Here is a 21,844-nt window from a genome sequence, read left to right on the forward strand (position 1 = left end):
CACATTCAGAGAACTCGTATGCCCGAAATACCCTGCTCAGCATCAGCCGCGCCAGATGGGGTCTCCTTGCCGCTTACTGCTATTCACGGATTGCGAGTTTTGCTTCGTTTTCATTTGTAGCGCATCGAAGCGAGATCTTTCGAAGCTCCGAAACTGGCGACCGCGAAATCTATGAAGCTTCGGAGTTTCGGTGTCAGGCGACGGTCCGGCGCATACAGGACGTGCAGGGGGCGGGCTGGCACAGAGTAATCGGGCAGCAATGGAACAAGTCTGCCGTCAGCCAGGTAGTCTTTCACGACTTCTGTGGGTTGCAGCATGATGCCCAGGCCTTCAAGGGCGGCGCAAAGCAGTGGCTCACCATGATCGGCCATGAACCGCCCCGTCACGGGCACGACTTCCCTCCCTTCAGCTCCATCGAACGTCCAGTGCGTCCTCAACTCCGTATGCGAGAAGCCAAGGCACTCATGCATCTGCAGGTCCTTTGGGGTTGCCAAGGGACCGTGCTGTTCCAGGTATGCAGGCGCCGCGCACAATACGAGGCGATAGGGCGCGAGCTGTCGGGCGATCAGCCCGCTGTCCGACAGTTCTCCTACACGGAAGACGGCATCGTAGCCTTCATCAATGAGATCGACGGCACGATTGGCGAGGGTGAGTTCGACCGACACCTCCGGATACATCTGCATGTATTCAGGCAATTGCGGAGAAAGGGTCCGCATGCCGAAACTGACAGGGGCATTGATGCGCAGACGCCCGCTTGGAACGGCGCGTGTTTCTGCCGCCAAACCTTCCGCCGTCTCAACCTCTGACAAAATGATCTTCGCTCTCTCGTAAAAGATGCGCCCGAAATCCGTCAGGCTGTGGCGGCGGGTCGAGCGATGAAGCAGTTGAACGCCGAGGTGCTGTTCAAGCCTCTGCACGTGTTTCCCGACAAGCTGGGACGACATCTGCAGGGCTTCACCGGCGGCGCTGAAGGAGCCGCTTTCGACCGCCTTGACGAACACTTCCATGCCGGTCAGCCGGTCCATTTGAAATACTCCGTTTCAGGTAAAGCGATTTTTTCGAAATTTATCTCGTTTCATTTCATCGTCAATATCCGCGTCAGCTCCAACAGAGGACAAGACAATGAAAATTGCAGTTATCGGAACCGGAAACATGGGCTCGGGATTCGCCCGGGCATTTGCTTCGTCAGGCGTTGATGTGGTGATCGGCCATCGCGATCCGGCCAAGGCCGCATCGCTGGCTGCTGAAGTCGGCGCCACCGTCGAAGGCGGTGGCACTGCAGCGGCTGTGAAGCTCGCCGATATCGTGCTGCTTGCCGTGCCATATCAGAGCGTGGCTTCTGTCCTCGGCGAAGCCGGAGATTTGACGGGCAAGATCCTGATCGACATCAGCAATCCGATCACCGCCGACTACAAGGAGCTTCTGCTGGGCCACACGACCTCCGCGGCCGAAGAAATCCAGAAGGCGGCAAGCGGGGCTCATGTCGTCAAAGCGTTCAACACGATCTTTGCCGGCCTGCTCTCGCCCGAGGCGCGTGCTGGCAAGACCTTGCAGGTGTTCGTAGCTGGCGACGATGCCGACGCGACTGCCAAGGTGCGCGAACTCGCGGAAAAGCTCTCCTTTGAGGCGATCAACGCCGGTCCGCTGAGCAACAGCCGTTTCCTTGAACCGATCGGAGAGATGAACATCCACTTCGGTTTCTTCCTCGGCATGGGCCCGACAGTGGCGCCCGCCTGGATTCGCGTTTGAACACAATCTGATCAATGGACGGCGGCCCTCGCCGTCCACCTTTGAATGGAGAAACGCCGATGACCAGTCTCGGACTCAAGACAATTTATGCGGCATTGATGATGTCAGTCGCAAGTCAGGCACTCGCCGCGCCCGCAATCGATGTACTCGGCCGTGACTTCACGTTTCCGAACCAGATCAAGGGCGTTCCCGGTAAGCTTTCCGACTTCAACGGTCTGCAGATCAACAGCTTCGAGACGAATGACGGCGTGACGCTGTCCTACTGGGAAGCTGGCGAAGGTCGACCAATCATCTTCGTTCCCGGGTGGGGTGCCAACGGTGCGGAATATTTCAATGTCATGGCCCTGCTAAGCAAGAAGTACCGCGTTCTTGTGCTCGATCCGCGCAATCAGGGCCTGTCCGAGAATGTCGACTATGGCACTCGGATCGCGCGCTACGGCATGGATTTGAAAGAGTTCGTCGATCATCTTGGCCTTGAACAAGCCGATTTCTGCGGCTGGTCTATGGGAGCATCCGTGATCTGGAGCTACGTCGATCTGTTCGGAACGAAGTCCATCCGCAAGGCGGCCTTTATCGACGAGCCGATCTCGATCTACACCCATGCCGACTGGACGGAGGAAGAACGCCTGAACGCCGGCGGCATGACAACATCGCCGGAGCGGATGATCGCAGCCTTCGCCGGCGCGCCGACGAACGATCAGGTCGTCGACATGAACGTTGTACGACGTTCCATGGAAAAAGGCTCTCCCTATTCCCAGAACTCTGAAGCCTTTGCCCGCGAATTCATCAAGAGCGATCCAGCTTATATGGCCCGGGTTCTTTTCGACCATGCGACCAATGACTGGCGCGATGTCGTCAGCCGGAAGATCGACGTGCCGACGGCGATCTTCACCGGCGACAATAGCAACAATGTTCCGAGCCAAAAGTGGATGCAGTCGCAGATCAGGGGATCGGAATTGTTTGTCTATTCCGCTGGCGAGGAGGGGGACCATTTCCTGGCCTTCAAGAACCCGGTGAAGTTCACCGACGATCTCAGCTCGTTCCTGGAACGCTAGCGTTGTCAGAATTCCTGGGCAGAAAGCCCGACCCATCGGATAGCGGAATACAGCCGCTCAACACAGAAGGAGATTCAACATGCCTGTTGTACGCGTTAGCTGGTTCAGCGGTAAGGACGCGAAAGCCAAAGCTGCGGTTGCAGCCGAGATCACCGAAAGCATCGTCAGGAACACCGGCACTGACGCGAGCTATATCTATGTGCTGTTCGAGGATATCGAGCCGTCGGATTGGGCAGGCGCTGGCAAGCTCTTCGGCGAAGCGGCCGAGACATCCTAACCATCCGAAACCGGGCGTGTTGTCTTGAAGGTTCGGCAGCACGCCCGCAGAGGAGCGCATCAGGCGTGGGGGCGCGACTTTCCCGCCACACGAAACCGGAGGAACACGATGAATTTGCTGCGTACGGCGCCACTCGCCGCCGGAATGCTTTTTGCTGCCGAAGGCCATTCAGCCGGATCCTCGGCTCCCCCCTCTGCCGCAGATTTCATCCTTTCCGGTGTTTCGCTCGAACAGTCCAGCTACAAGGGCGAACCGGCGTTCAGGATGACCATGCCATCGGAGGCTATCCAGGACCCGCAGAAGGAAAAGCTTGCGGACCGGGACTTCATGGCTTGGTTGCCGTTGGATTTTGGCAACGGCGTCATCGAGGTCGAGGTGGCAAGTGAACTGGTCGAGAACGCTCCCGCCTACGCCCGTGGCTTTATCGGCCTCACATTCCGGATCGACAGGGACGGCCGCTTTGAAAGCATCTACCTGCGCCCGACGAACAGCACGGCGAACGATCAGATACGGCGCAACCACAGTATCCAGTATGTGGCGTATCCTGACCATCGTTTCGACAGGCTGAGGCAAGAATCTCCTGAAAAATACGAGAGCTATGCCGAACTGGACCTTGGGCGTTGGATCCAAATGAAGATCGTTGTATCCGGGGACAGGGCAGAGCTCTATCTCGACGACAATCCACGAGCGGCTTTAATCGTCAGCGATCTGAAACTGGGAGCCGAGCAACAAGGCGGTGTGGGCGTCTGGCTCGAATCCGGCACTGTTGCCTATTTCCGGAACCTGAAGGTGACCCCTGCGCCTTGAAAAAGTAAACGAGCCGTAGGCACGTCATGATCGACGCCTTTCGCATGCCTTTCGGCCTTCATGTTGCTTGCGGCGGGTTAGGAGGTAGCCGTGCCCGGCTGCTGTCCGCGATAACCGTCTTGTGTCCCGGCGTGCGGCGTTTGATCGCCATGATCGTCCGGCGCCTTCGGCATGAAGCGGGCCAGACGCCGCGTGATGCTGTCGATGTAAGACAGGATCATCGGTACCACGATCAGGGTCAGGACGGTGGAACTGATCAACCCGCCGATCACGGCATGTGCCATCGGCGCGCGTTGCGCACCACCGCCGGTCACCGCTATTGCAAGCGGGATCATGCCGAAGATCATCGCCAGCGTGGTCATGACGATCGGCCGGAAGCGGATGGCGCCGGCGCTGATCAGCGCCTCGTCGAGCGAAAGACCGCGGCGACGCTCCTGGTTGGCGAAGTCGACCAGCAGGATGCCGTTCTTGGTGACGAGGCCCATCAGCATGATGAAGCCGATCAGCGAGAACATGTTGAACGTGCTGCCGGCGACCATGAGGCCGAGAAGCACACCGACGAGCGACAGGGGCAGGGCCGCCATGATGGCGATCGGCTGCAAGAAGCTGCCGAACTGCGAGGCCAGCACGAGGTAGATGAAGATCACGGCCATCGCCAGCGCGGTCACCATATGCCCCATCGTTTCCTGCATGTTCTCGGATTCGCCACCAAAACGGATGCGGTAGCCGTCGGGCAGATCTCGGTTGTCAATCAGCGCCTGCAGCTCGCTGGTCACGTCACCGAGCGTGCGGCCCGATACATCGGCGGACACCAGCACCTCACGGCGATTGTCCAGATGGCGGATTTCGGAAGCCGCCGGGACGGCCTTTATAACGGCGACCTGATCGACCTGAACCAGAATTGGTGTTCCGTTCGCACCCGTTTTTCCGGTCGTCAGCATCAGCTCGCCGATCGTCGCGGGATCGGAGCGTCGTTCATTCGGTAGACGTACCACGATATTGTAGGTTTCGCCGGTGGCATCGGTCCAGTTCGAAACCTCCTCGCCGCCGACCAGCGGAGAGAGCGAGGCGGCAAGATCGGATATGGTCAGGCCGAGATCACTTGCCGCTTCGCGCTTCACCCGCACCGAAAGGATGGAGGTCACTTCCTTGGCGCTCGAATTGACGTCGACCATGCCGGGTATCCTGTGCATACTGTCGGCCAGATCCGAGGCGATTTTCTCGATGACCGCGCGGTCGTCTCCCAGCACGCTCAGCTGGATCGGGCTGTCGCCGCCGCCCAGCCCTTCCTGCACGATGGCGATCTCGATGCCCGGGATGGCGGACAGCCGCTCGCGGATCGGGTTTGCCAGCATGAGTGGAGTTCGTTCACGCTGCTCAAGGGGCACGAGGCGCACCAGCACTGCGGCGCGATGCTTGCCGACCGTCCCGCCCGTGTTGATCGTCGAATAGATCGTCTCGATCTCGGGGAATTCCCTGAGCGCATTTTCGACCTGCCGCACTTTCGTCGCGGTGTAGTCGAGGGAGGAGCCGGCCGGCGCCGTCACGTTGATCTGGAACCGGCCTTCGTCGGCGCCCGGCACGAACTCCGCGCCGACCAGAGGCAGCATGAACAGGCTGCCGATAAAGATGCCGACGGTTGCCAGAAGCGTCACGAGGCGATGGCGCAAGATCCAGCCGATCACATGGCGATATTGATCAGCCAGCCATTCGAAGCCATGATCGAAGCGCGCGATCAGCCGTCCAATGGGGCCGCGTTTCGCATCCGGATGCGCATCGGGATCATACCAGACGCTGGACAGCATCGGATCGACTGTGAAGGCGACGAACAGCGAGATGAGCACGGCGGCAGAAACGGTCACGCCGAATTCGTAGAAGAAGCGCCCGACGATACCGTCCATGAAGGCGACCGGCAGGAACACCGCAACGATCGTCAATGTCGTCGCAATCACCGCAAGCCCGATTTCATTGGTGCCGTCCAGTGCCGCCCGGATATGCGACTTGCCCATGTGAAGGTGCCGCGTGATGTTCTCGCGCACGACGATGGCATCGTCCACGAGGATGCCGATCGACAGCGTCAACGCCAGCAGGCTCAACGTGTTGAGCGTGAAGCCGAGGAGGCTGATCACCGCCAGCGTTCCGAGCATGGCGATCGGGAGCGTCAGGCCGGTGATGACGGTGCTGCGCCAGGAATTGAGGAAGAGGAAGACGATCGCTACGGCGAGCGCTGCGCCCTCGATCAGGGTTGCCTGCACCTGGCTCACGGATTCTTCGATCGCCGTCGAGGCATCCGTCACAACGCGGAGCTGGACGTTCTGGGCGGCGAGTTCCGTGTTGAGCTGATCGAGACGTGCCCGCACGTCTGCCACGACCTGAACCGTATTGGCGTCCTGTACCTTGACGATATCGATGGCGAGCGCCGTTTCACCGTTGTAGAGGGCGCGGCTTTCGGCGTCGGCTGCGCCGTTCGAGACGGTCGCGACGTCACGCAGGTAGACGGGGCCGCCGCCATGACGGGCGACGATCATGTCGAGCAGGTCTTCGGGCTGCTCGATCCGGCCCTGAACCTGTATCGTGCGTTCGGAGAAGGTGCTGATGACGCTTCCGGCCGGGCTGTTCTGGTTTCCCGATTTCAGAACATTGATCACGTCGTTGATGCCAACTCCAAGTGCCCGCATCCGCGTGTCGTCGATCCTCACGTCGATCTGCCGTTTCTGTCCGCCCACCAGCGTTGCCTGACCGACGCCCGAAATGGTCGTCACCTGCCGAACGACGCGCTGATCGGCGATCGTCGTCAGGGCAGGGACGTCCAGCGACGTTGAACTGATGGCAATGGAGAGGATGGGTTGATCGGACGGATTGAACCGCGAGACGATCGGCTTGTCGGCATCGTCGGGCAAGTCGGCTTCGATGGCGGCGAGCTTGTCGCGCACATCCTGCACCGCGACCGCACCCTGAACCTCGAGCTTGAATTTGGCGGTTACCACGGAACGCCCCTCGTAGGACGTCGAGGTGATCTCATCGAGCCCGCTAATCGCGTTCAGTGCGTCTTCGACCGGGCGCGTGACTTCAGTCTCCACGGTTTCCGGCGTGGCGCCGGGATAGGTCGTCATGACAACGACGATCGGAACATCGACATTGGGATACTGATCGAGCCCCAGCCGCTGGAAGGAGAAGGCGCCCATCACCAGCAGGGCGACCATCATCATGGTGGTGAAGACGGGACGGGTGACGGAGATGCCGGTCAGGAGCATGTCAGCCGGCCTTGATGATGGTCACGGCGACATCGGGCCGCAGTTCGGACAGCGGCGCGGTGATAATCGTGTCGCCCTCGACGAGGCCATCGGCAATCTCGATCATGCTGCCGCTGCTCCAGGCCGGCCCAACCGTCACAGACTGGCGCTGAAGATGACCATTGTGCAGTTTGAGCACATAGTCGCCGGTTTCGTCCTTGCGCAGCGATATGGCTGGGACAACGAGCGCATCTGCCTTTTCCCGAACGAGGATCGAGCCGGTGGCGAACATGCCGCCCCAGAGCCGTCCGTCGCGATTGGCTAGTCGCAGATAGACCGGCACGAAGCGCGTGCCGCTCTCGGCGACCGGATTGATCCGCGCGACAGTACCCTCAATCGCTTGTCCTTCCATGCCATCGATCGTCAATGTGGCGGCCTGGCCTGCCGCGACACGTGTAATGTCGCGGGTGGAAACCAGGACTTTCGCTTCCAGAGCGCTGGTGTCGACGATGGTCAGCAGCTCGGCATCCGCGCTGACCCGCGAGCCCGCCTCGACCACACGGCCCGCCACGACGCCGTCGAAGGGGGCCGTGACGTCCGCATCGCGGAGGGCGGCGCGGGCGATATCGACCTGTGCCGAAAGGCTCTGGACCTTCGATGTGGTCGCGGCGACATCCCTTCTGACCTTTTCCAGTTGCTCTTTCGATGCCACATTTTTGGTGGCCAGCTGTTCGACGCGGCTTAGTGCCTGTATGGCCAGCTTCAGTTCGGCCTCGGCCGCGCCTCGATCGCTTTCGCGCAGCAGCAGCGTCGATTGCAGGTCATCCGTTTCAAAGCGAAGAATGACCTCGCCTGCCTTCACCCGCTCGCCTTCGCGGGCGCTGACGTCGATGACCTTTCCTCCGGCCTCGGCGCGGATAACCACACGGTTGACTGGCTTAAGCTCGCCGCTAACGCGCAGTCGTTCTTCCATGGGAACCAATGCGATTTTGACCACTTCCGTCTGCGTAAGCTCGAATGGTCTGACTGTCTGTGACGTGGATACGGACGCCACGACATTCTTGAGCCGATCGTTCGCGTCGACTGTTCCGCCTGCAGAAGCGAGATACATGACGGCGAGAGTGCAGCCGCCGACTAGAAAGCCCGCCTTGACGATACGCGTCGCCCATCTGAATGCCATAGCTCTTATCCTTTCGACCGGACGCAAAATGACCGTCGGAACAGTTGCCTCGCTTCGTGTGAGTTTACGGCTCTAGGCTCCAACAATTGCAGCAGCATTACCGCTCAGGATCCGGGTTCCGTAATCCTGCCGCAACGTTCAGGATAGAAAAGAGGACGCGGAAAGGGCGGTGAACAGAATGAGACTGCTATTGGTCGAGGACGAGAACGAACTGGCTGACGCCTTGACGACGGCGCTTGAGAAACAGGGGGTGGTCATCGACCATGCAATATTGCTTGCCGACGCTCACGAACTCGCGCGTCAGACCACCTACGATGCGATCCTTCTCGACCGACGTCTGCCCGATGGCGAGGGATTGACATTCATTCCCCAACTCCGGCGGGAAGGTATCGTCACACCGGTGATCGTCCTGACCGCCCGAAACGATCCGAAGGAGCGGATCGAAGGTCTTGACGGGGGAGCGGATGATTATCTCGGCAAACCCTTTCTCGTCGACGAACTGATGGCGCGTGTACGCGCCGTGCTTCGCCGTCCGGCGTCCGTGGTGGAACAGCAAATCAAAGTCGGCCGCATGACGATCGATCCCCTCAATCTCACGGTGACGATGGACAACAGTCCGTTTGATCTGCCGCGCCGGGAGCTTCTGGTGCTGATTGCGCTCGCCAAACGACAGGGCAAGACCGTCGTGCGATCCGTCCTTGAAGCGGCCGTTTACAATTACGAGGAAGAGATCCAGTCGAACGCGCTCGACGCGCATATCTCGCGGCTGCGCAAGCGCCTGGCGGATTGCTCTGCAGGCGTGTCCGTCCATAATATCCGGGGTGTCGGTTATCTGCTCAAGGATGACGGCTGATGGACACGCAACCGAACTCCTCGCTTTGGTGGAAGCTGAGCTGGCAGTTGAGCCTCGTATTTGTCGCTGTCGTGGCCGCCGTCATTGTAGGGCTATGCGTATACGGCGCCATGATCCTCTCGCCCAATGTCGGGCTGAAGGACAGGCTGACACACGCGCTTGAAGATTCACTTGTGCGCGATCAACAGGGAAGGCTCGTCATCGAAGAGAGCGCCCAACTTCGATCGTTCAAGGCCGAGAACGACCGGCTATGGTTTGTCGCCGCCACTCAAGACGGGCAATTGGCGAGCTACGGCACAACCCCCGACTACTATACCGGTCTCGCGCCCTATGTTCGTTTGATAAGAGATGGAGACATTCGCGGAGCAAGCGGAACCGCTGAAAAAGCGTCAATCGACGCGATCGAAACACCTCTCGGTGAAGTCCGGGTCATGTACGGTGGCAATACCAGCACGACCGACAATATCCTGACGATGCTGACCAGCCTTGCACCAATCTACGTCCCGCTTCTGGCGATCGCTCTGCCGGCATTGTTCCTCACCATCCCACGTATCGTCAGCCGGGGGCTCGCCGGCTTGAAAGACGTCGCGAAAATGGCGCCGGAGATCGACCCCCGCCGTCCCGGGACACGACTTCCCGTCCGCAAGGTGCCGAAAGAAGTCGCTCCCTTGATCGTCGCCTTCAACAGTGTGCTTGAGCGGCTTGAGGAGCAATTCCTGGCCAGGCAGCGATTTTTGATCGACGCGGCCCATGAACTGAGAACGCCGATCGCCATTATGCAGACCCGCATCGAAGGCATGGATGAGGGCAGGGAGCGTCGGCGCCTCCTCGACGATGTCGCGCGGCTGGCGGACACGGCAGAGCAGTTGCTGGCCTTCGAGCGCAACGATCAGACCGATGACCTGCAGGAGGCTGTCGATCTCGTCGACATCGCGCGGACAGTGGTGGCGGATCTCGCCCCCGTCGCCATCGCGGCCGGCTATGACATTTCGTTCGAGAGTGGGAAGGAAACCCTGCAGCGGCGGGGCAGCCCTTCCGCACTTACCCGGGCGATCACCAACCTTGTCCGCAACGCGATCGATCACGGAGGAAACACCGGGGCGATCGTCGTCTCCGTCTCCCCTGATGCTGTGATTGCTGTTTCCGACCAGGGGCTGGGCATCCCCGCCGACCAGCGGGAGCTGATATTCGAGCCCTTCTACCGGGTGACCCCGAAGAGCAAGGGAGCGGGTCTCGGGCTGGCGCTTGTCAGGCAGATCGTCGCTCGCCATGGCGGCGCGGTGACGATCGACAGTTCATCCGCAGGGACCACGTTCGCAATTCGCTTGTAGGATACCCTTGGCTGAACTGCCGCACCCTCATCGAGACTGAAGGTGTCGGTACGTGAAACTCTGTAATGTTGCCGCAATTCTTGTCGCGCATCTTCCGCCCATTGCGACCGGCAAGAGGACAGCATTGTGAACAACAGACATCATCCGGAAGCGACGTTTTCCGGAGCAGACAACATGAGCAGGCATCGCCGCGGACTGGCGTGGCTTGTCTTGCCCACGCTAGCCCTGCTCGCTGGCTGTACGTCCGTTCCGCTGAAAGAGGGAGGAACGCTGACGTCTTATAGTCAACTCAGCCCTTCCAAGGGAAAGTTCACCAAATCCCGCACCTTTGTCGATGCGCAGGGGCTGGCTGGCGTCAGAACGGTTTCGATCGTGCCGACGACATTCTCATTCGACGCGGCATCGCGGATCAAGACGCCACAAGACAGGGCACTCGTCTCCAACGCTCTCGACCGTGCAGTTTGCGTCTCCCTTAGCGACAAGTACCAGATCGTTCCAACCGGACAGCCTGCGGATATGATCGTCCGAACTGTCGTGACCGACATTGTCGCGACCAACAAGACCATGGCGGGTGTTTCAACCGCCGTTTCGCTTGGAAGCAGCCTCGCCCTCCCGGTCGGGATTCCACGACTGCCTGTCGGGCTCGGTGGGCTTGCGGTCGAGGCGGAGGCGGTCGACGTCGGCGGCACGCAGCGCGCGGCGGTCGTCTGGTCGAAGGGCGCCAACTCGATCACCAACAATGCGCGCGTGTCGGAGGTCGGCGACGCCTACAGTCTCGCCGCGAATTTCGGGAAATACTTCTCCCGCATGCTTGTCAGCGGCAAGGAGCCGAAGGGTCTCGATCTCTCGTTGCCGTCTGGCCAACGATTGAATTCCGCGCTCGGCGGCAAGCCGAAATATGCGGCCTGCGATGCATTCGGTCGGTCGCCGGGTCTCGCCGGTATCGTCGCGGACAAGGTCGGTGCACCGCCTCAGTGGACCGACAAGCAGCCGAAGATCCCGACACAACAAGCTTCGACGCTCTAAAATCGGCCGGCTTTGCCGGGCGGGTAGGACGGACGGAGCACGGGCCAAACCCCAGGCCTTCCGTCCGTCTTAAAATCTCGGCTGCATTGCCCCTTGTAATGTTGCCGCAATTCTTCCTCGCCAGAGTAGCGCCAACTCGGAAACAGGGCAGGGGCTACTCTCGTAGGGGAAACAGCAATGGAGACCGGGAAACTGCAGCGACATTGCGTGGAGACGGCGGCGCTTATGCCTGCCGCCGCCAACCCGAAGCGTCCAGTCCAGCACTTCGCCAGCCGTAGCGAAGCTTTTGTCAACACTTGAGGGAATTTTCCCCGCTTTCGCCGGCGCTACAGCGCGACCTGACGCGGGTCGCATCTGATCCCATGTTCAACCCCCGTTCCCGGCTTCTCTGGCTGGGCCTTCCAAAATCCGATACCAGGAGTTTTTCGTGACCAGACATCAATCCCGCCCTTGTCGAGCAAAGGCCAGCCGTTCTGCTCGCAGCACGGTTCATACCATCATGTTTGCGTGCGCCTTGACTGCTCTGCCGATGGCAGTGCTCGCAGCGGACCTCGATACGAGTGATGCCGGGATGCCCCAGCCGCAGCAGTTCGACACCGAACGTTACGGCGACTTCCGCGACAGACTTGCAAACTGGAAAGTCACGATTGGAACCGGCGCAATCTACATGCCGGAATACGAGGGTTCGGATAAGTTCGACGTCAATCCGTTCCCGATCTTCTCGGCGGAGTTTGGCGAGCGTGTCAGCGTCGACATCACCGGTGTCACCGTTGATCTCTACGAGGCCAACGGCTTCCGCGTCGGCGTCAAGGGTGGTTATGAGATGGGGTGCAAGGCAGACGATTCCGATTATTTGCGCGGACTCGGCGATATCGACGCGGGCGGTGTGATCGGCGGCATCGTCAGTTACGAAGCCGGCCCCTTCGAGGCCTATGCGACGTTGGACAAGACCATCGGCGGTAGCGATGGATTGACGGGTACCGTCGGCGCCAAGGCCTCCTATAAATACGAACGCTTCATCTTCTCTGCCGATGTGTTGGGTACCTGGGCCGACGACAAGCATATGGAATCGTATTTCGGGATCACTTCGGCCCAGTCGGCGCGCTCCGGCCTGGCTCAGTACGATGCCAAGGCCGGTGTCAAGCGTGTCGATGTGAAGGCATCGATCACCTACATGGCTACCGAAAACTGGCTGGTTACCGGAGCGGCTGGCGCCGGCTTCTTGATGGGAGATGCCAAGGACAGCCCGATCGTCAAGGATGATGTCCAGCCGTTCGCGATGCTGGGAGTCGCGTATAGGTTTTAGGGTGCGGCCCCATTCAATCGATCCGCGCGCCGGCTATTCGAGGCGGAGGCCTGTCGCGTCGTCAAACAGGTGGAGGGTTTCCGCCCTGCCGCGCACGTGAATTTCGTCCCCCACCCTTATTCCGGCATCCTGCGGGAACTCGACGGTCAGCATTCGGCTCTCGCCGATCTCGACATAGCCGAAGGTCTGGCTGCCAAGCCGCTCGACGACGGCGAGCTGACCGCTGAACCAGGCCTCCTCCGGCGCACAGCCTTCAAGGTCCTCGGGGCGGACGCCGAGCGTCGCCGCGCCGGTTGCCGGCGTGGACAAGGTGCAGCCCGCCCCCGGCAACGCCCGACCGTTGCGGCTGAGGGTCACGCGTCCCGCGTCGCCGCCGGCCAGCACGACCTCCATCGTGTTCATGGTCGGGCTGCCGATGAAGCGCGCGACGAAAAGGCTCGCCGGGTGATGGTAGAGTTCGAGGGGAGGGCCGATCTGCTCGATCCGGCCGGCATTCAGCACGACGATGCGGTCCGCAAGCGTCATGGCCTCGACCTGGTCATGGGTCACGTAGACGGTCGTGGCTTTCATGCGGTTGTGCAGCTTGGCGATCTCGAGCCGCATTTCGACACGCAGCGCCGCATCGAGGTTTGAGAGCGGCTCGTCGAAAAGGAAGGCCGATGGTTCCCGCACGATAGCCCGGCCCATGGCGACGCGCTGGCGCTGGCCGCCGGAAAGCTGTGCCGGCCGGCGTTCGAGGAAAGACTGTATCTTGAGGATTTCGGCAGCCTTCGTCACGCGCCGCTCGATCGTCGCTCCGTCCGTGCCGCGCATCTTCAGCCCGAAGGCCATGTTTTCCCTCACGCTCATATGCGGATAGAGCGCATAATCCTGGAAGACCATCGCGATGTCCCGGTCTGATGGCGGAAGCGCGTTGACGACCCTTCCGCCGATATCGAGCACACCGCCGGAAATCTCCTCCAGCCCGGCGATCATGCGCAGGAGGGTCGACTTGCCGCACCCCGACGGACCGACCAGGACCAGGAACTCTCCGCTTGCGATGTCGATATCGAGGTCGTGGATGACCTGCAGAGAGCCATAGGTTTTCCGGATCTGCCTCAACGCGATTGCGGTCACGGTTTCCTCCTCCATCGGGCAATCTGCCCTTGACCTTCATTATCGATATCAATATCAATAATGACAGAGGCAACGATTGGCAACTCCACAGGTCCGGCGATGGCTTATTTTTCTGCAACCTCGAGCAGCCGTGCCCCCGCAAGGCCCGCGAAGTCTGCCACCGCGTTCAATGCCTTGAAGCGCGACATCATGCTGGGGAACCTGCCCGCCGGCACCGCGCTCACCGAGCTCGAACTCGCCGCTTATTTCTCCTGCAGCCAGGGCACCGTGCGCGAGGCACTGCTGCAATTGCAGGAGGAGGGTCTCGTGCGCCGCCAGGGCCATCGGGGCACGCAGGTCTCCGAGTGCACCGAGGCGGAAGCGATCGAGATGTTCCGGGTCCGCCAGCAGATCGAGTGCAACGGCATCGTGCGCGTTCTTCAGGCGCCCAGCCGCACGCTCATGCCGGACCTGAAGGTGCTCCTCGCCGAAATGCTGGACGCGGCGGCGGCCGGGGATGAACTCGGGCTTGCCTCCTGCGACCGCGACTTTCACCGGCGCATCTTTCAGGATGCGCAGCTTCCGGCACTCGATCCGATCCTTCACCGCTGCCTCGTGCACAATCACCGGTTCAAGATCTCGCGCAGCACGACGCCGCGCGACCTGGTTGCGACGGCGCAGCGCCACGGCTTCATCATCGAGGCCATCGAGAGCGGCGATGTCGCGGGAACCAGCGCCGCCTTGCGGCACCATATCGCGACGATCGTTGATCTTGGGCCGGATGTCTTTTCGGATACGACGCAATGAACGACATCGGCAACAAGACCCGGCTATCGCCGCAAATGGCTGCCCTGCTCGCACGCGTCGCGACGGAGGTGGGCCTTCAGCCGGATCCGACCACCCTGCCGCCGGCCGAAGGACGGGCGCTGTCGGAGGCGGGCAACCGGCGGTGGAATGTCGATCTCCCGCAGATGGCGCATGTCGACGACCTGTGGCTCGCGCCGGATGAGGCGCTCGGGTCGGTGGGAATTCGCCTCAAGGTGCTGGTGCCGCCGGCTCACGACCGGGGCGCTCTGATCTTCGTGCATGGTGGCGGGTTTGCCTTCTGCAGCCCCGAAAGCCACGAGCGGTGCGCGCGTGTCCTGGCGGCCGAATGCGGCATGCCGGTCCTTCTGCCGGATTACCGCCTTGCCCCGGAAAATCCCTACCCGGCCGGATTGGTGGACGTCGTCGCGACGGTGCGGCAGGCGCTGACCGTGTCCGCCGAGGCCGGTGTCCGGCAGGGGCCGCTGATCCTTGCCGGCGATTCCGCCGGCGCCAATCTGGCGCTCGCGGCGATGCTCCACGAGCAGGACCATGGCGATGGGCAGGTCGCCGGTGCGCTGCTCTTCTACGGCACCTATGCCGGCGATTTCCGCACCGAGTCCTACCGCGACTACGCCGACGGTCCCGGACTGACCACGGGGAAGATGCAGCGCTACTGGCGGTGGTATATCGGTGATCGGGACGTTTCGGCCGATCCGCTTGCCTGTCCGCTCGCGGCAGGCGATGCGGCGCTTGCCGCGCTGCCACCGCTGCATCTGATGGCGGCCGGGGTCGATCCGCTCCTGTCCGACACGCTCGAACTGCACCGTCGCCTCGTTTCGCTCGGCCGCAACGAGGAGATGACCGTCGTGCCCGGCGTCACGCATGGTTTTCTGCAGAATACCCTCGACCTCGATGCGGCCCGGGAGGCGCTCGCGGCTGCCGGCAAGGCGGCGCGACGCATGGCCGTTTCCGGCTGAACAGATTTTCAAAGGAGGAGACAATGAAAATCTTGAAGACTTTCGCTATCGGCGCTGCACTCGCGGCGTCGCTCGTCGCCGGTGCGGCTTCGGCCGAAACCGTGCGGTTCTGGTATCACTTCGACAATCCTGAAAACCCGATGGACGACCTGGTCGCGAAGTTCGAGGCCGCCAATCCCGGCATCGAAATCGAGGCGGAGAACGTTCCCTGGAACAGCTACTACGACAACCTCTACACCTCGCTCGTCGGCGGCAATGCGCCGGATGCGGCGATGGTGAAGCTCTTCGCCCAGCCCCGGCTGATCGAGATGGGCGCGCTTGAGCCGCTCGGCGCGCGCATCGACGCATGGGCCGGCAAGGCCGATCTCCTCGACAACCTTCTCGATCTCAACAAGGGGCCGGACGGCCAGCAATACTACCTGCCGATCCAGTATGTGGTCCTCTATCTCTACTACCGTGCCGATATGTTCGAGGCTGCCGGCCTGAAGCCGCCGGCGACCTGCGACGACTTCCGCGACGCGGCGATGAAGCTGACCAAGGCTCCGGACACCTACGGTTTCGGCCTGCGCGGCGGCAAGGGTGGCTGGGACCAGTGGGGCGCCTTCGTGCTGTCGCAGGGCGCAAAGCTCGAGCCCGGCGGTCTGACGACGCCGGAAGCGATCGCCGCCAACCAGTGGCTGATCGATCTCTTCCAGAAAGACAAGGCGATCCCGCCGTCGGCGCCGAATGACGGTTTCCAGGAAATCATCGGCGCCTTTAAGAATGGTACGACGGCCATGACGATCCACCACGTCGGTTCGTCGAACGACATGGTGAAGGCGCTTGGGGACAAGGTGTCCGCGGTTCCGGTGCCGGAATGCGGCGGCGGCCGGTGGACGTCCTACGGCGACGAGTCGCTGGCCATCTTCTCGGCGTCCGAGGCGAAGGACGCCGCATGGAAATGGATTTCGTTCCTCGCCGAAGCGGAAAACAATGTCGAGTTCAACAAGGCGACAGGCCAGCTGACGGTAACGAAGAGCGGCTCGCAAGGTTGGAACCTGCACGAGCAACGGTTCGTCGAGGCGACAGTGCGGTCCCTGCCGTTCGCCCATGTCCTGCCGCAGAACACCGCGACATCGGAATTCGTCAACACGGCCTGGCAGACCGCCATGCAGCAGGCCCTGACGGGGCAGATCACCTCGGAGCAGATGATGCAGCAGCTCGAGGCGCTTTTCGCCCAATGAACCCTCCCATGGACCGGCCGATGAGCAGGCCGGTCCTGCCTTCCCATCCGTCCTGCCCGAACACTGGACGGATGGGACCTTTCATTTGCCGTGAACGGCCGGGAACCACCGCATGACTGCCACCACCGCTCCGACAACCGCTGCCTTCGCCACCCGGCCCCCCTGGAGCGTCCGGATGATGCCTTACATGCTGCTGGCGCCGGCGGTGCTCGTCACGCTCTTCATCGTGTTCTTCCCGATGCTGCAGGCCGTGGTCACGAGTCTTTACGACCTCATCCTCTGGAAGCCGAATGCCAGTCGTTTCGTCGGCTTCGGCAACTACGTGAAGCTTTTCGGGGATCCGGTCTTCTGGACGGCGCTCCGGAATACGACGGTCTGGATCGGTCTCACCGTGCCGCTGCAGATGGGTCTTGGCCTCGTCACCGCCCTTCTGCTGAACCGGGAGTTCCCCTGGCGCGGCCTTGCGCGCGCGCTCATCATAATTCCCTGGGCGCTGCCGAGCGTGGTGATTGCGCTGATGTGGCGCTGGATCTACGACCCGAATACCGGCGTGCTGAACGACATCCTCATCCATCTGTCGATCGTGCGCTCCGCGGTGCCGTGGCTCGCCGATCCGGACCTCGCGCTCTACGCGATCATCGCCACGCTCACCTGGCAGGGCTTTCCCTTCTTTGCGGTGATGATCCTCGCCGGTCTCCAGGGCATACCGAAAAGCCACTACGAGGCAGCCTCGATCGACGGCGCCTCGCCCTGGCGCCAGTTCGTCCATATCACGCTCCCCGGCATCGCGCCGGTGCTTGCGACGGCCGGATTGCTGCGCGTGATCTGGGTGGCCAATTCGATGGACGTGATCTTCGTCATGACCGGCGGCGGCCCCGGCTATGCGACCCACACGCTGCCGCTCTACGCCTTCATCCGGGCCCGCCAGAACCTCGACTTCGGCTACGGCACGGCAATCGCGGTGACCTTCACGATCCTGCTTGGCGCGGTCGTCGCCGTGTATCTGGCGCGAACCATGCGGGAGGTGGAGCGATGAACAGGCCGTCGACCCTGCGCCGGATCCTCACGACGGACCTGCCGGTTCTCCTGATCGTGCTCTTTGCCATGGGGCCTTTCGCCTGGATGGTGCTGACGTCGTTGACGCCGACGGAAGCCTTGAACGCCGGCGGCGTCGCGCTGTCGCCGGCCGGCTGGAGCTTCGACAACTATCTGCGGCTGTTTCGCCAGACGTCCTTTCTCGACAACATGCTGGACAGCCTGATCATCGCCTCGGGCACCGTCGTGCTCGGGCTCGCCGTCGCCGTCACCGCAGCCTATTCCTTCTCGCGCTTTCGCTTCGCCGGACGCAAGGTGGTGATGCTGCAGTTTCTTCTCATAAACATGTTTCCCGTGGTGTTGCTCATCCTGCCGCTCTTCGTGCTGATGCGGCAGGTCGGCATTCTCGACACGCATTTCGGCCTCGTACTGGCAAATGCGACGGTGGCCATCCCCTTTGCCGTCTGGATGCTGACGAGCTATGTCGGGGCCATCCCCAAAAGTCTCGACGAGGCAGCGATGATCGACGGTTGCTCGCGACTGGCGGCGCTCCGTCGCGTCGTGCTGCCGCTGACCATGCCGGGCATCATTTCCACCGGCATCTATATCTTCATTACGGCCTGGAACGAATATCTCTATGCGCTGACGCTCGGTGGACGAAACGTCCGTCCCGTCACCGTGGCGATCCAGACCCTGATCGGCGAATACCAGATCGAATGGGGCCTGCTGGCGGCCGGCGCGGTCGTCGGCGCAATGCCGGCAACACTTCTCTTCCTGCTCGTCCAGCGCCGCCTGATCGGCGGGCTGACGCAGGGCGCGGTGAAGGGCTGAACCGAACGAAGAAAGAGGACAGACAATGAACCCTGTCGGGTTGATCTCCATGCAATATGCAAGGCCCTTCACGGCCGAACATTTTCCCCTTTTCGCGGAGATGAAAAGGCTTGGCTACGACTTCGTCGAACTGCTGGTGCCGGAGCCGGGCGAGGTCGATCTGGCGGACATGCGCCGGGCGCTGGACGCGGCGAAGCTTGCCGTCGTGCTGGCCGCGCGCGTCAACCTGCAGCGCAATCTCTGCTCGGACGATCCGGCTGCGCACCGGGCGGGCATCGACTACCTGAACTATGCCGCCGACTGTGCCGTCGCACTCGGAGCGACGATCGTCGGCGGCCCATTGACGGGCAATCCGCTTGTCTTTGCCGGCCGCTCGCCGCACCCCGTCGCCGAGGAGGAGCGGCTGGCGCGCAAGGCGCGCTCCGTCGCAGGCCTCAGCGAGGCGGGTGATCATGCCGCCGGTCGCGGCGTCATGCTCGCGGTCGAGCCGCTCAACCGCTTCGAGAGCGATGTGCTCTGCACGACGCAGCAGGCGATCGAACTGCTCGACGCCGTCGACCATCCGGCGGTGCAGCTCATGCTCGACACCTTCCACATGCATATGGAGGAGGCCTCGATCGCCGAGGCGATCCGTCTTGGCGGCGGGCGCCTCGTCCATTTCCAGGCCAACGAAAACCACCGCGGCTTCCCGGGAACCGGCGCCACCGATTGGGTCGCGGTGTTCCGTGCGCTGCACGAGATCGGCTATGAGGGGCCGGTGTCGCTGGAACCCTTCCGGCGCAACGACGACCGCTTCGGTGTACCCTTCGCCCAGTGGCGGCCGCCGCACGAAGACGAAAGCGCCCGCCTTTCCGCGAGCGCGGAATTCATCAAGTCCCATATCCTGCTCACGGAATTTCGTCGATGACCCTGAAGATCGGTTGGATCGGGTGCGGTACCCACGCAACCCAGATGCTGCTTCCGCAGTTCGTTCGCCATGACGTGCAACTCGCAGCACTTTGCGACATCGACGGCAGGCGGCTCGCCGCGGCTGGACGGCAATTCGGCGTTTCGACGCTGACGAGCGATGCCGAGGAGCTCATCCGCACGCCGGGAATCGACGCCGTGGGCATGGCGGTCGGCCCCGACCAGCATCTCCTCTTCGGCAAGGCGGCCCTCCGGCGCGGCCTGCCGGTCTTCATGGAGAAACCCCCGTCGGGAAGCGCCGCAGGCGCCCGCGAGCTCATGAGCGCATCGGAGAAGGCGGGCAAGCCCCTGCTGCTCGGATTCATGAAGCGCTATTCGGCCGGCAACAAGGTCGCCGCCAACATCCTACGCTCCGGCCGGTTTGGCGATATCTACGGCCTGACCGGCTACTACATGACGGCGCCGGGCTACTTCGCCGGCAATGTCGACTATACCGGCTTCTTTCTGCACCACTGTGTCCACTACATGGATCTCGTGTCCTTCCTCGTGTCGCCCGTTTCGAAACTGACGGCGCGCAAGGTGGAGAAGGATCGGGGTAAGATCCTGTTTCACGTTCACTTCGACTTCGAGTGCGGCGCGATCGGCACGATCGCGATGGGAACGGCGCAATCGCGGGGCGCGCCCGTCGAACGCATCGAAATCATGGGCGATCACCAGCGCCTCGAGGTCGACAACGTGATCGAGGTGCGATGGAACCGAAATCCGCCCTTCAAGGTGGACGATCCGGCTGCGTCCCTGTCGGATACCACCGACAGCCTCACCTGGAAGCCCAACTTCACGGCGGCGGCGAACGAGGATCCGAAGGGATACTATTCGCTGCTCGCCGACGTCCTTCCGGCGCTTGCCGGCGCCGAAACGCCGGCGCCGTCCATCCGCGACGGCGTCGTGGCGATGGAGCGGCTGGAAGCGCTGCGGCGCGAACTTTCGCTTTGACCGGTTACAGATTACACCTGCAACGGCGAGGGAGGAAATCCATGAAGACGTCCGTGATCCAGTTCGGAACCAGCCGGTTCCTGCAGGCGCATGCCGACCTGTTCTTCTCCGAAGGCGCCCCCGCCCGCACGGTCACGGTCGTGCAGACGTCGGGCGATACCGGCCGATCCAGGCGACTGCAGGCCCTTGCCGCACCGGAAGGCTATCCGGTGCGCATCCGGGGTCTGTTGGACGGCAGGACCGTCGACGAAACGAAACGCGTGACATCGGTGAAGCGCTGCCTCTCGACCGCTACCGACTGGCCGGACGTGGTCCGTGCGTTTGAAGAGGCGGAACTGGCGATCTCCAACACCGGCGACGCCGGCTACCAGGAGCGGCCGGAGGATACGCAGGAAGAATTCGATCCGGCGATGAGCTTTCCCGCGAAACTCTATCGCCTGTTGGCGGCCCGCCATGCGGCCGGTTCCGGCCCGCTTGTCGTGATGCCGATGGAACTCGTCGTCGACAACGGCAAGGTGTTGAAAGCGGCTGTCCTGGCGCAGGCGAGGAGAAGCGGCGCATCGCGCGCCCTTGTGTCCTATCTCGAGGGCGACGTCACCTGGGCATGCAGTCTGGTGGACCGTATCGTCTCGGAGCCGATCGAACCGGCCGGCGCGGTTGCCGAACCCTATGCGCTCTGGGCGATCGAGAAGGCGGCCGGCGTCGTGGAGCCGTGCCGCCACGATGCCGTCCGGCTGGTCGATGACCTGAAGGAAATCGAGCGGCTGAAACTCCATATCCTGAATCTCGGCCATACGGTTCTCGTGCATATCTGGAAACGGGAGGGCATGACCGGCGATCCCGTGGTGCGCGATTTCCTGGGGCGTGCGGCGGTGACGGGCGAATTGGCCGGGATCTATGACGACGAAGTCCTGCCGGTCTTCGCGCATCTCGGCTGCGGCGAGGCGGCCCGGCGCTATCGCGACACGACGCTGGAGCGGTTCGCCAATCCTTTCCTGGACCACAAGCTCGCGGACATCGCCCAGAATCATGCGCAGAAGGTTCAGCGCCGCATCGTCGCTTTTCTCGATCTCGCGCGGCAGTCCGGCTGCAATGCCCGGTTTCCCGGGCTGACCGAGGTGGCAGGGCATCTCGGCTAGGGCAGCGGCAAGGCCGCACCA

General features: G+C 62.1%; 20 protein-coding genes. 16 read left to right on the forward strand and 4 right to left on the reverse strand.

Features of this window, described 5'->3' with window-relative positions:
• Positions 1-110: 110 nt before the first annotated feature.
• A complete protein-coding gene (locus LXM94_RS14855) occupies positions 111-1,025 on the reverse strand; it encodes a LysR family transcriptional regulator (RefSeq protein WP_235772250.1) in 915 nt (304 codons plus the stop codon).
• 97 nt (positions 1,026-1,122) lie between these two features.
• On the opposite strand from LXM94_RS14855, the gene LXM94_RS14860 reads away from it, so the two are divergent.
• From LXM94_RS14860 to LXM94_RS14875, 4 genes are all read left to right on the forward strand, one after another.
• Positions 1,123-1,749, forward strand: a complete 627-nt coding sequence (locus tag LXM94_RS14860) for an NADPH-dependent F420 reductase (protein WP_235772251.1) — start codon at positions 1,123-1,125, stop codon at positions 1,747-1,749.
• Between the two features lie 59 nt (positions 1,750-1,808).
• On the forward strand, positions 1,809-2,804 hold the full coding sequence (locus LXM94_RS14865) for an alpha/beta fold hydrolase (RefSeq protein WP_235772252.1): 996 nt from the start codon (positions 1,809-1,811) through the stop codon (positions 2,802-2,804).
• Between the two features lie 79 nt (positions 2,805-2,883).
• Positions 2,884-3,081 carry a tautomerase family protein gene (locus tag LXM94_RS14870; protein ID WP_235772253.1) on the forward strand — a complete coding sequence of 66 codons (198 nt, stop codon included), beginning with the start codon at positions 2,884-2,886 and terminating at the stop codon, positions 3,079-3,081.
• A gap of 108 nt (positions 3,082-3,189) precedes the next feature.
• On the forward strand, positions 3,190-3,888 hold the full coding sequence (locus tag LXM94_RS14875) for a hypothetical protein (protein WP_235772254.1): 699 nt from the start codon (positions 3,190-3,192) through the stop codon (positions 3,886-3,888).
• A 77-nt stretch (positions 3,889-3,965) separates the two neighbouring features.
• Here LXM94_RS14875 and LXM94_RS14880 read toward each other — a convergent pair whose 3' ends face one another.
• On the reverse strand, positions 3,966-7,142 hold the full coding sequence (locus tag LXM94_RS14880) for an efflux RND transporter permease subunit (protein ID WP_235772255.1): 3,177 nt from the start codon (positions 7,140-7,142) through the stop codon (positions 3,966-3,968).
• A gap of 1 nt (position 7,143) precedes the next feature.
• Complete coding sequence (locus LXM94_RS14885; RefSeq protein WP_235772256.1) at positions 7,144-8,301, reverse strand: efflux RND transporter periplasmic adaptor subunit; 1,158 nt, start codon at positions 8,299-8,301, stop codon at positions 7,144-7,146.
• 178 nt (positions 8,302-8,479) lie between these two features.
• Here LXM94_RS14885 and LXM94_RS14890 point away from each other — a divergent pair, with 178 nt between their 5' ends.
• From LXM94_RS14890 to LXM94_RS14905, 4 genes are all read left to right on the forward strand, one after another.
• The gene (locus LXM94_RS14890; protein ID WP_235772257.1) at positions 8,480-9,154 is read left to right on the forward strand and encodes a response regulator transcription factor; all 675 of its coding nucleotides are present in this window, start codon (positions 8,480-8,482) and stop codon (positions 9,152-9,154) included.
• The gene (locus LXM94_RS14895; RefSeq protein ID WP_235772258.1) at positions 9,154-10,485 is read left to right on the forward strand and encodes a sensor histidine kinase; all 1,332 of its coding nucleotides are present in this window, start codon (positions 9,154-9,156) and stop codon (positions 10,483-10,485) included. The genes LXM94_RS14890 and LXM94_RS14895 overlap by 1 nt, the downstream gene beginning before the upstream one ends.
• A gap of 174 nt (positions 10,486-10,659) precedes the next feature.
• The gene (locus tag LXM94_RS14900) at positions 10,660-11,511 is read left to right on the forward strand and encodes a DUF3313 domain-containing protein (RefSeq protein ID WP_235772287.1); all 852 of its coding nucleotides are present in this window, start codon (positions 10,660-10,662) and stop codon (positions 11,509-11,511) included.
• Between the two features lie 499 nt (positions 11,512-12,010).
• On the forward strand, positions 12,011-12,817 hold the full coding sequence (locus LXM94_RS14905) for a MipA/OmpV family protein (RefSeq protein ID WP_268965133.1): 807 nt from the start codon (positions 12,011-12,013) through the stop codon (positions 12,815-12,817).
• 33 nt (positions 12,818-12,850) lie between these two features.
• Here LXM94_RS14905 and LXM94_RS14910 read toward each other — a convergent pair whose 3' ends face one another.
• Positions 12,851-13,933, reverse strand: a complete 1,083-nt coding sequence (locus tag LXM94_RS14910) for an ABC transporter ATP-binding protein (protein WP_235772260.1) — start codon at positions 13,931-13,933, stop codon at positions 12,851-12,853.
• 189 nt (positions 13,934-14,122) lie between these two features.
• Between LXM94_RS14910 and LXM94_RS14915 the strand changes: the two genes are divergently transcribed.
• From LXM94_RS14915 to LXM94_RS14950, 8 genes are all read left to right on the forward strand, one after another.
• A complete protein-coding gene (locus tag LXM94_RS14915; protein ID WP_235772261.1) occupies positions 14,123-14,719 on the forward strand; it encodes a GntR family transcriptional regulator in 597 nt (198 codons plus the stop codon).
• Complete coding sequence (locus tag LXM94_RS14920) at positions 14,716-15,696, forward strand: alpha/beta hydrolase (protein WP_235772262.1); 981 nt, start codon at positions 14,716-14,718, stop codon at positions 15,694-15,696. The genes LXM94_RS14915 and LXM94_RS14920 overlap by 4 nt, the downstream gene beginning before the upstream one ends.
• Before the next feature lie 23 nt (positions 15,697-15,719).
• On the forward strand, positions 15,720-16,919 hold the full coding sequence (locus LXM94_RS14925) for an ABC transporter substrate-binding protein (protein ID WP_235772263.1): 1,200 nt from the start codon (positions 15,720-15,722) through the stop codon (positions 16,917-16,919).
• A 112-nt stretch (positions 16,920-17,031) separates the two neighbouring features.
• A complete protein-coding gene (locus LXM94_RS14930) occupies positions 17,032-17,955 on the forward strand; it encodes a carbohydrate ABC transporter permease (RefSeq protein WP_235772264.1) in 924 nt (307 codons plus the stop codon).
• Positions 17,952-18,785: a carbohydrate ABC transporter permease gene (locus tag LXM94_RS14935; protein WP_235772265.1), complete on the forward strand. Its 834-nt coding sequence runs from the start codon at positions 17,952-17,954 to the stop codon at positions 18,783-18,785. The genes LXM94_RS14930 and LXM94_RS14935 overlap by 4 nt, the downstream gene beginning before the upstream one ends.
• A 25-nt stretch (positions 18,786-18,810) precedes the next feature.
• Entirely contained in the window at positions 18,811-19,692 is an 882-nt protein-coding gene (locus LXM94_RS14940) for a sugar phosphate isomerase/epimerase family protein (RefSeq protein WP_235772266.1), read from the forward strand.
• Positions 19,689-20,684, forward strand: a complete 996-nt coding sequence (locus tag LXM94_RS14945; RefSeq protein ID WP_235772267.1) for a Gfo/Idh/MocA family protein — start codon at positions 19,689-19,691, stop codon at positions 20,682-20,684. Before LXM94_RS14940 ends, LXM94_RS14945 begins: the two co-directional genes overlap by 4 nt.
• 41 nt (positions 20,685-20,725) lie before the next feature.
• The gene (locus LXM94_RS14950) at positions 20,726-21,823 is read left to right on the forward strand and encodes a mannitol dehydrogenase family protein (RefSeq protein ID WP_235772268.1); all 1,098 of its coding nucleotides are present in this window, start codon (positions 20,726-20,728) and stop codon (positions 21,821-21,823) included.
• The last annotated feature ends 21 nt before the right edge of the window (positions 21,824-21,844 follow it).

The organism is Rhizobium alarense (genome assembly GCF_021555155.1).
Classification (GTDB): domain Bacteria; phylum Pseudomonadota; class Alphaproteobacteria; order Rhizobiales; family Rhizobiaceae; genus Rhizobium_D; species Rhizobium_D alarense.

Coding starts and splice junctions, on each gene's coding strand:
- LXM94_RS14920 (WP_235772262.1), top strand. CDS start 14,716: ATGAACGACATCGGCAACAAGACCCGGCTATCGCCGCAAATGGCTGCC.
- LXM94_RS14860 (WP_235772251.1), top strand. CDS start 1,123: ATGAAAATTGCAGTTATCGGAACCGGAAACATGGGCTCGGGATTCGCC.
- LXM94_RS14890 (WP_235772257.1), top strand. CDS start 8,480: ATGAGACTGCTATTGGTCGAGGACGAGAACGAACTGGCTGACGCCTTG.
- LXM94_RS14945 (WP_235772267.1), top strand. CDS start 19,689: ATGACCCTGAAGATCGGTTGGATCGGGTGCGGTACCCACGCAACCCAG.
- LXM94_RS14930 (WP_235772264.1), top strand. CDS start 17,032: ATGACTGCCACCACCGCTCCGACAACCGCTGCCTTCGCCACCCGGCCC.
- LXM94_RS14940 (WP_235772266.1), top strand. CDS start 18,811: ATGAACCCTGTCGGGTTGATCTCCATGCAATATGCAAGGCCCTTCACG.
- LXM94_RS14950 (WP_235772268.1), top strand. CDS start 20,726: ATGAAGACGTCCGTGATCCAGTTCGGAACCAGCCGGTTCCTGCAGGCG.
- LXM94_RS14875 (WP_235772254.1), top strand. CDS start 3,190: ATGAATTTGCTGCGTACGGCGCCACTCGCCGCCGGAATGCTTTTTGCT.
- LXM94_RS14895 (WP_235772258.1), top strand. CDS start 9,154: ATGGACACGCAACCGAACTCCTCGCTTTGGTGGAAGCTGAGCTGGCAG.
- LXM94_RS14905 (WP_268965133.1), top strand. CDS start 12,011: ATGTTTGCGTGCGCCTTGACTGCTCTGCCGATGGCAGTGCTCGCAGCG.
- LXM94_RS14885 (WP_235772256.1), bottom strand. CDS start 8,301: ATGGCATTCAGATGGGCGACGCGTATCGTCAAGGCGGGCTTTCTAGTC.
- LXM94_RS14870 (WP_235772253.1), top strand. CDS start 2,884: ATGCCTGTTGTACGCGTTAGCTGGTTCAGCGGTAAGGACGCGAAAGCC.
- LXM94_RS14855 (WP_235772250.1), bottom strand. CDS start 1,025: ATGGACCGGCTGACCGGCATGGAAGTGTTCGTCAAGGCGGTCGAAAGC.
- LXM94_RS14900 (WP_235772287.1), top strand. CDS start 10,660: ATGAGCAGGCATCGCCGCGGACTGGCGTGGCTTGTCTTGCCCACGCTA.
- LXM94_RS14925 (WP_235772263.1), top strand. CDS start 15,720: ATGAAAATCTTGAAGACTTTCGCTATCGGCGCTGCACTCGCGGCGTCG.
- LXM94_RS14935 (WP_235772265.1), top strand. CDS start 17,952: ATGAACAGGCCGTCGACCCTGCGCCGGATCCTCACGACGGACCTGCCG.
- LXM94_RS14865 (WP_235772252.1), top strand. CDS start 1,809: ATGACCAGTCTCGGACTCAAGACAATTTATGCGGCATTGATGATGTCA.
- LXM94_RS14880 (WP_235772255.1), bottom strand. CDS start 7,142: ATGCTCCTGACCGGCATCTCCGTCACCCGTCCCGTCTTCACCACCATG.
- LXM94_RS14915 (WP_235772261.1), top strand. CDS start 14,123: ATGCTGGGGAACCTGCCCGCCGGCACCGCGCTCACCGAGCTCGAACTC.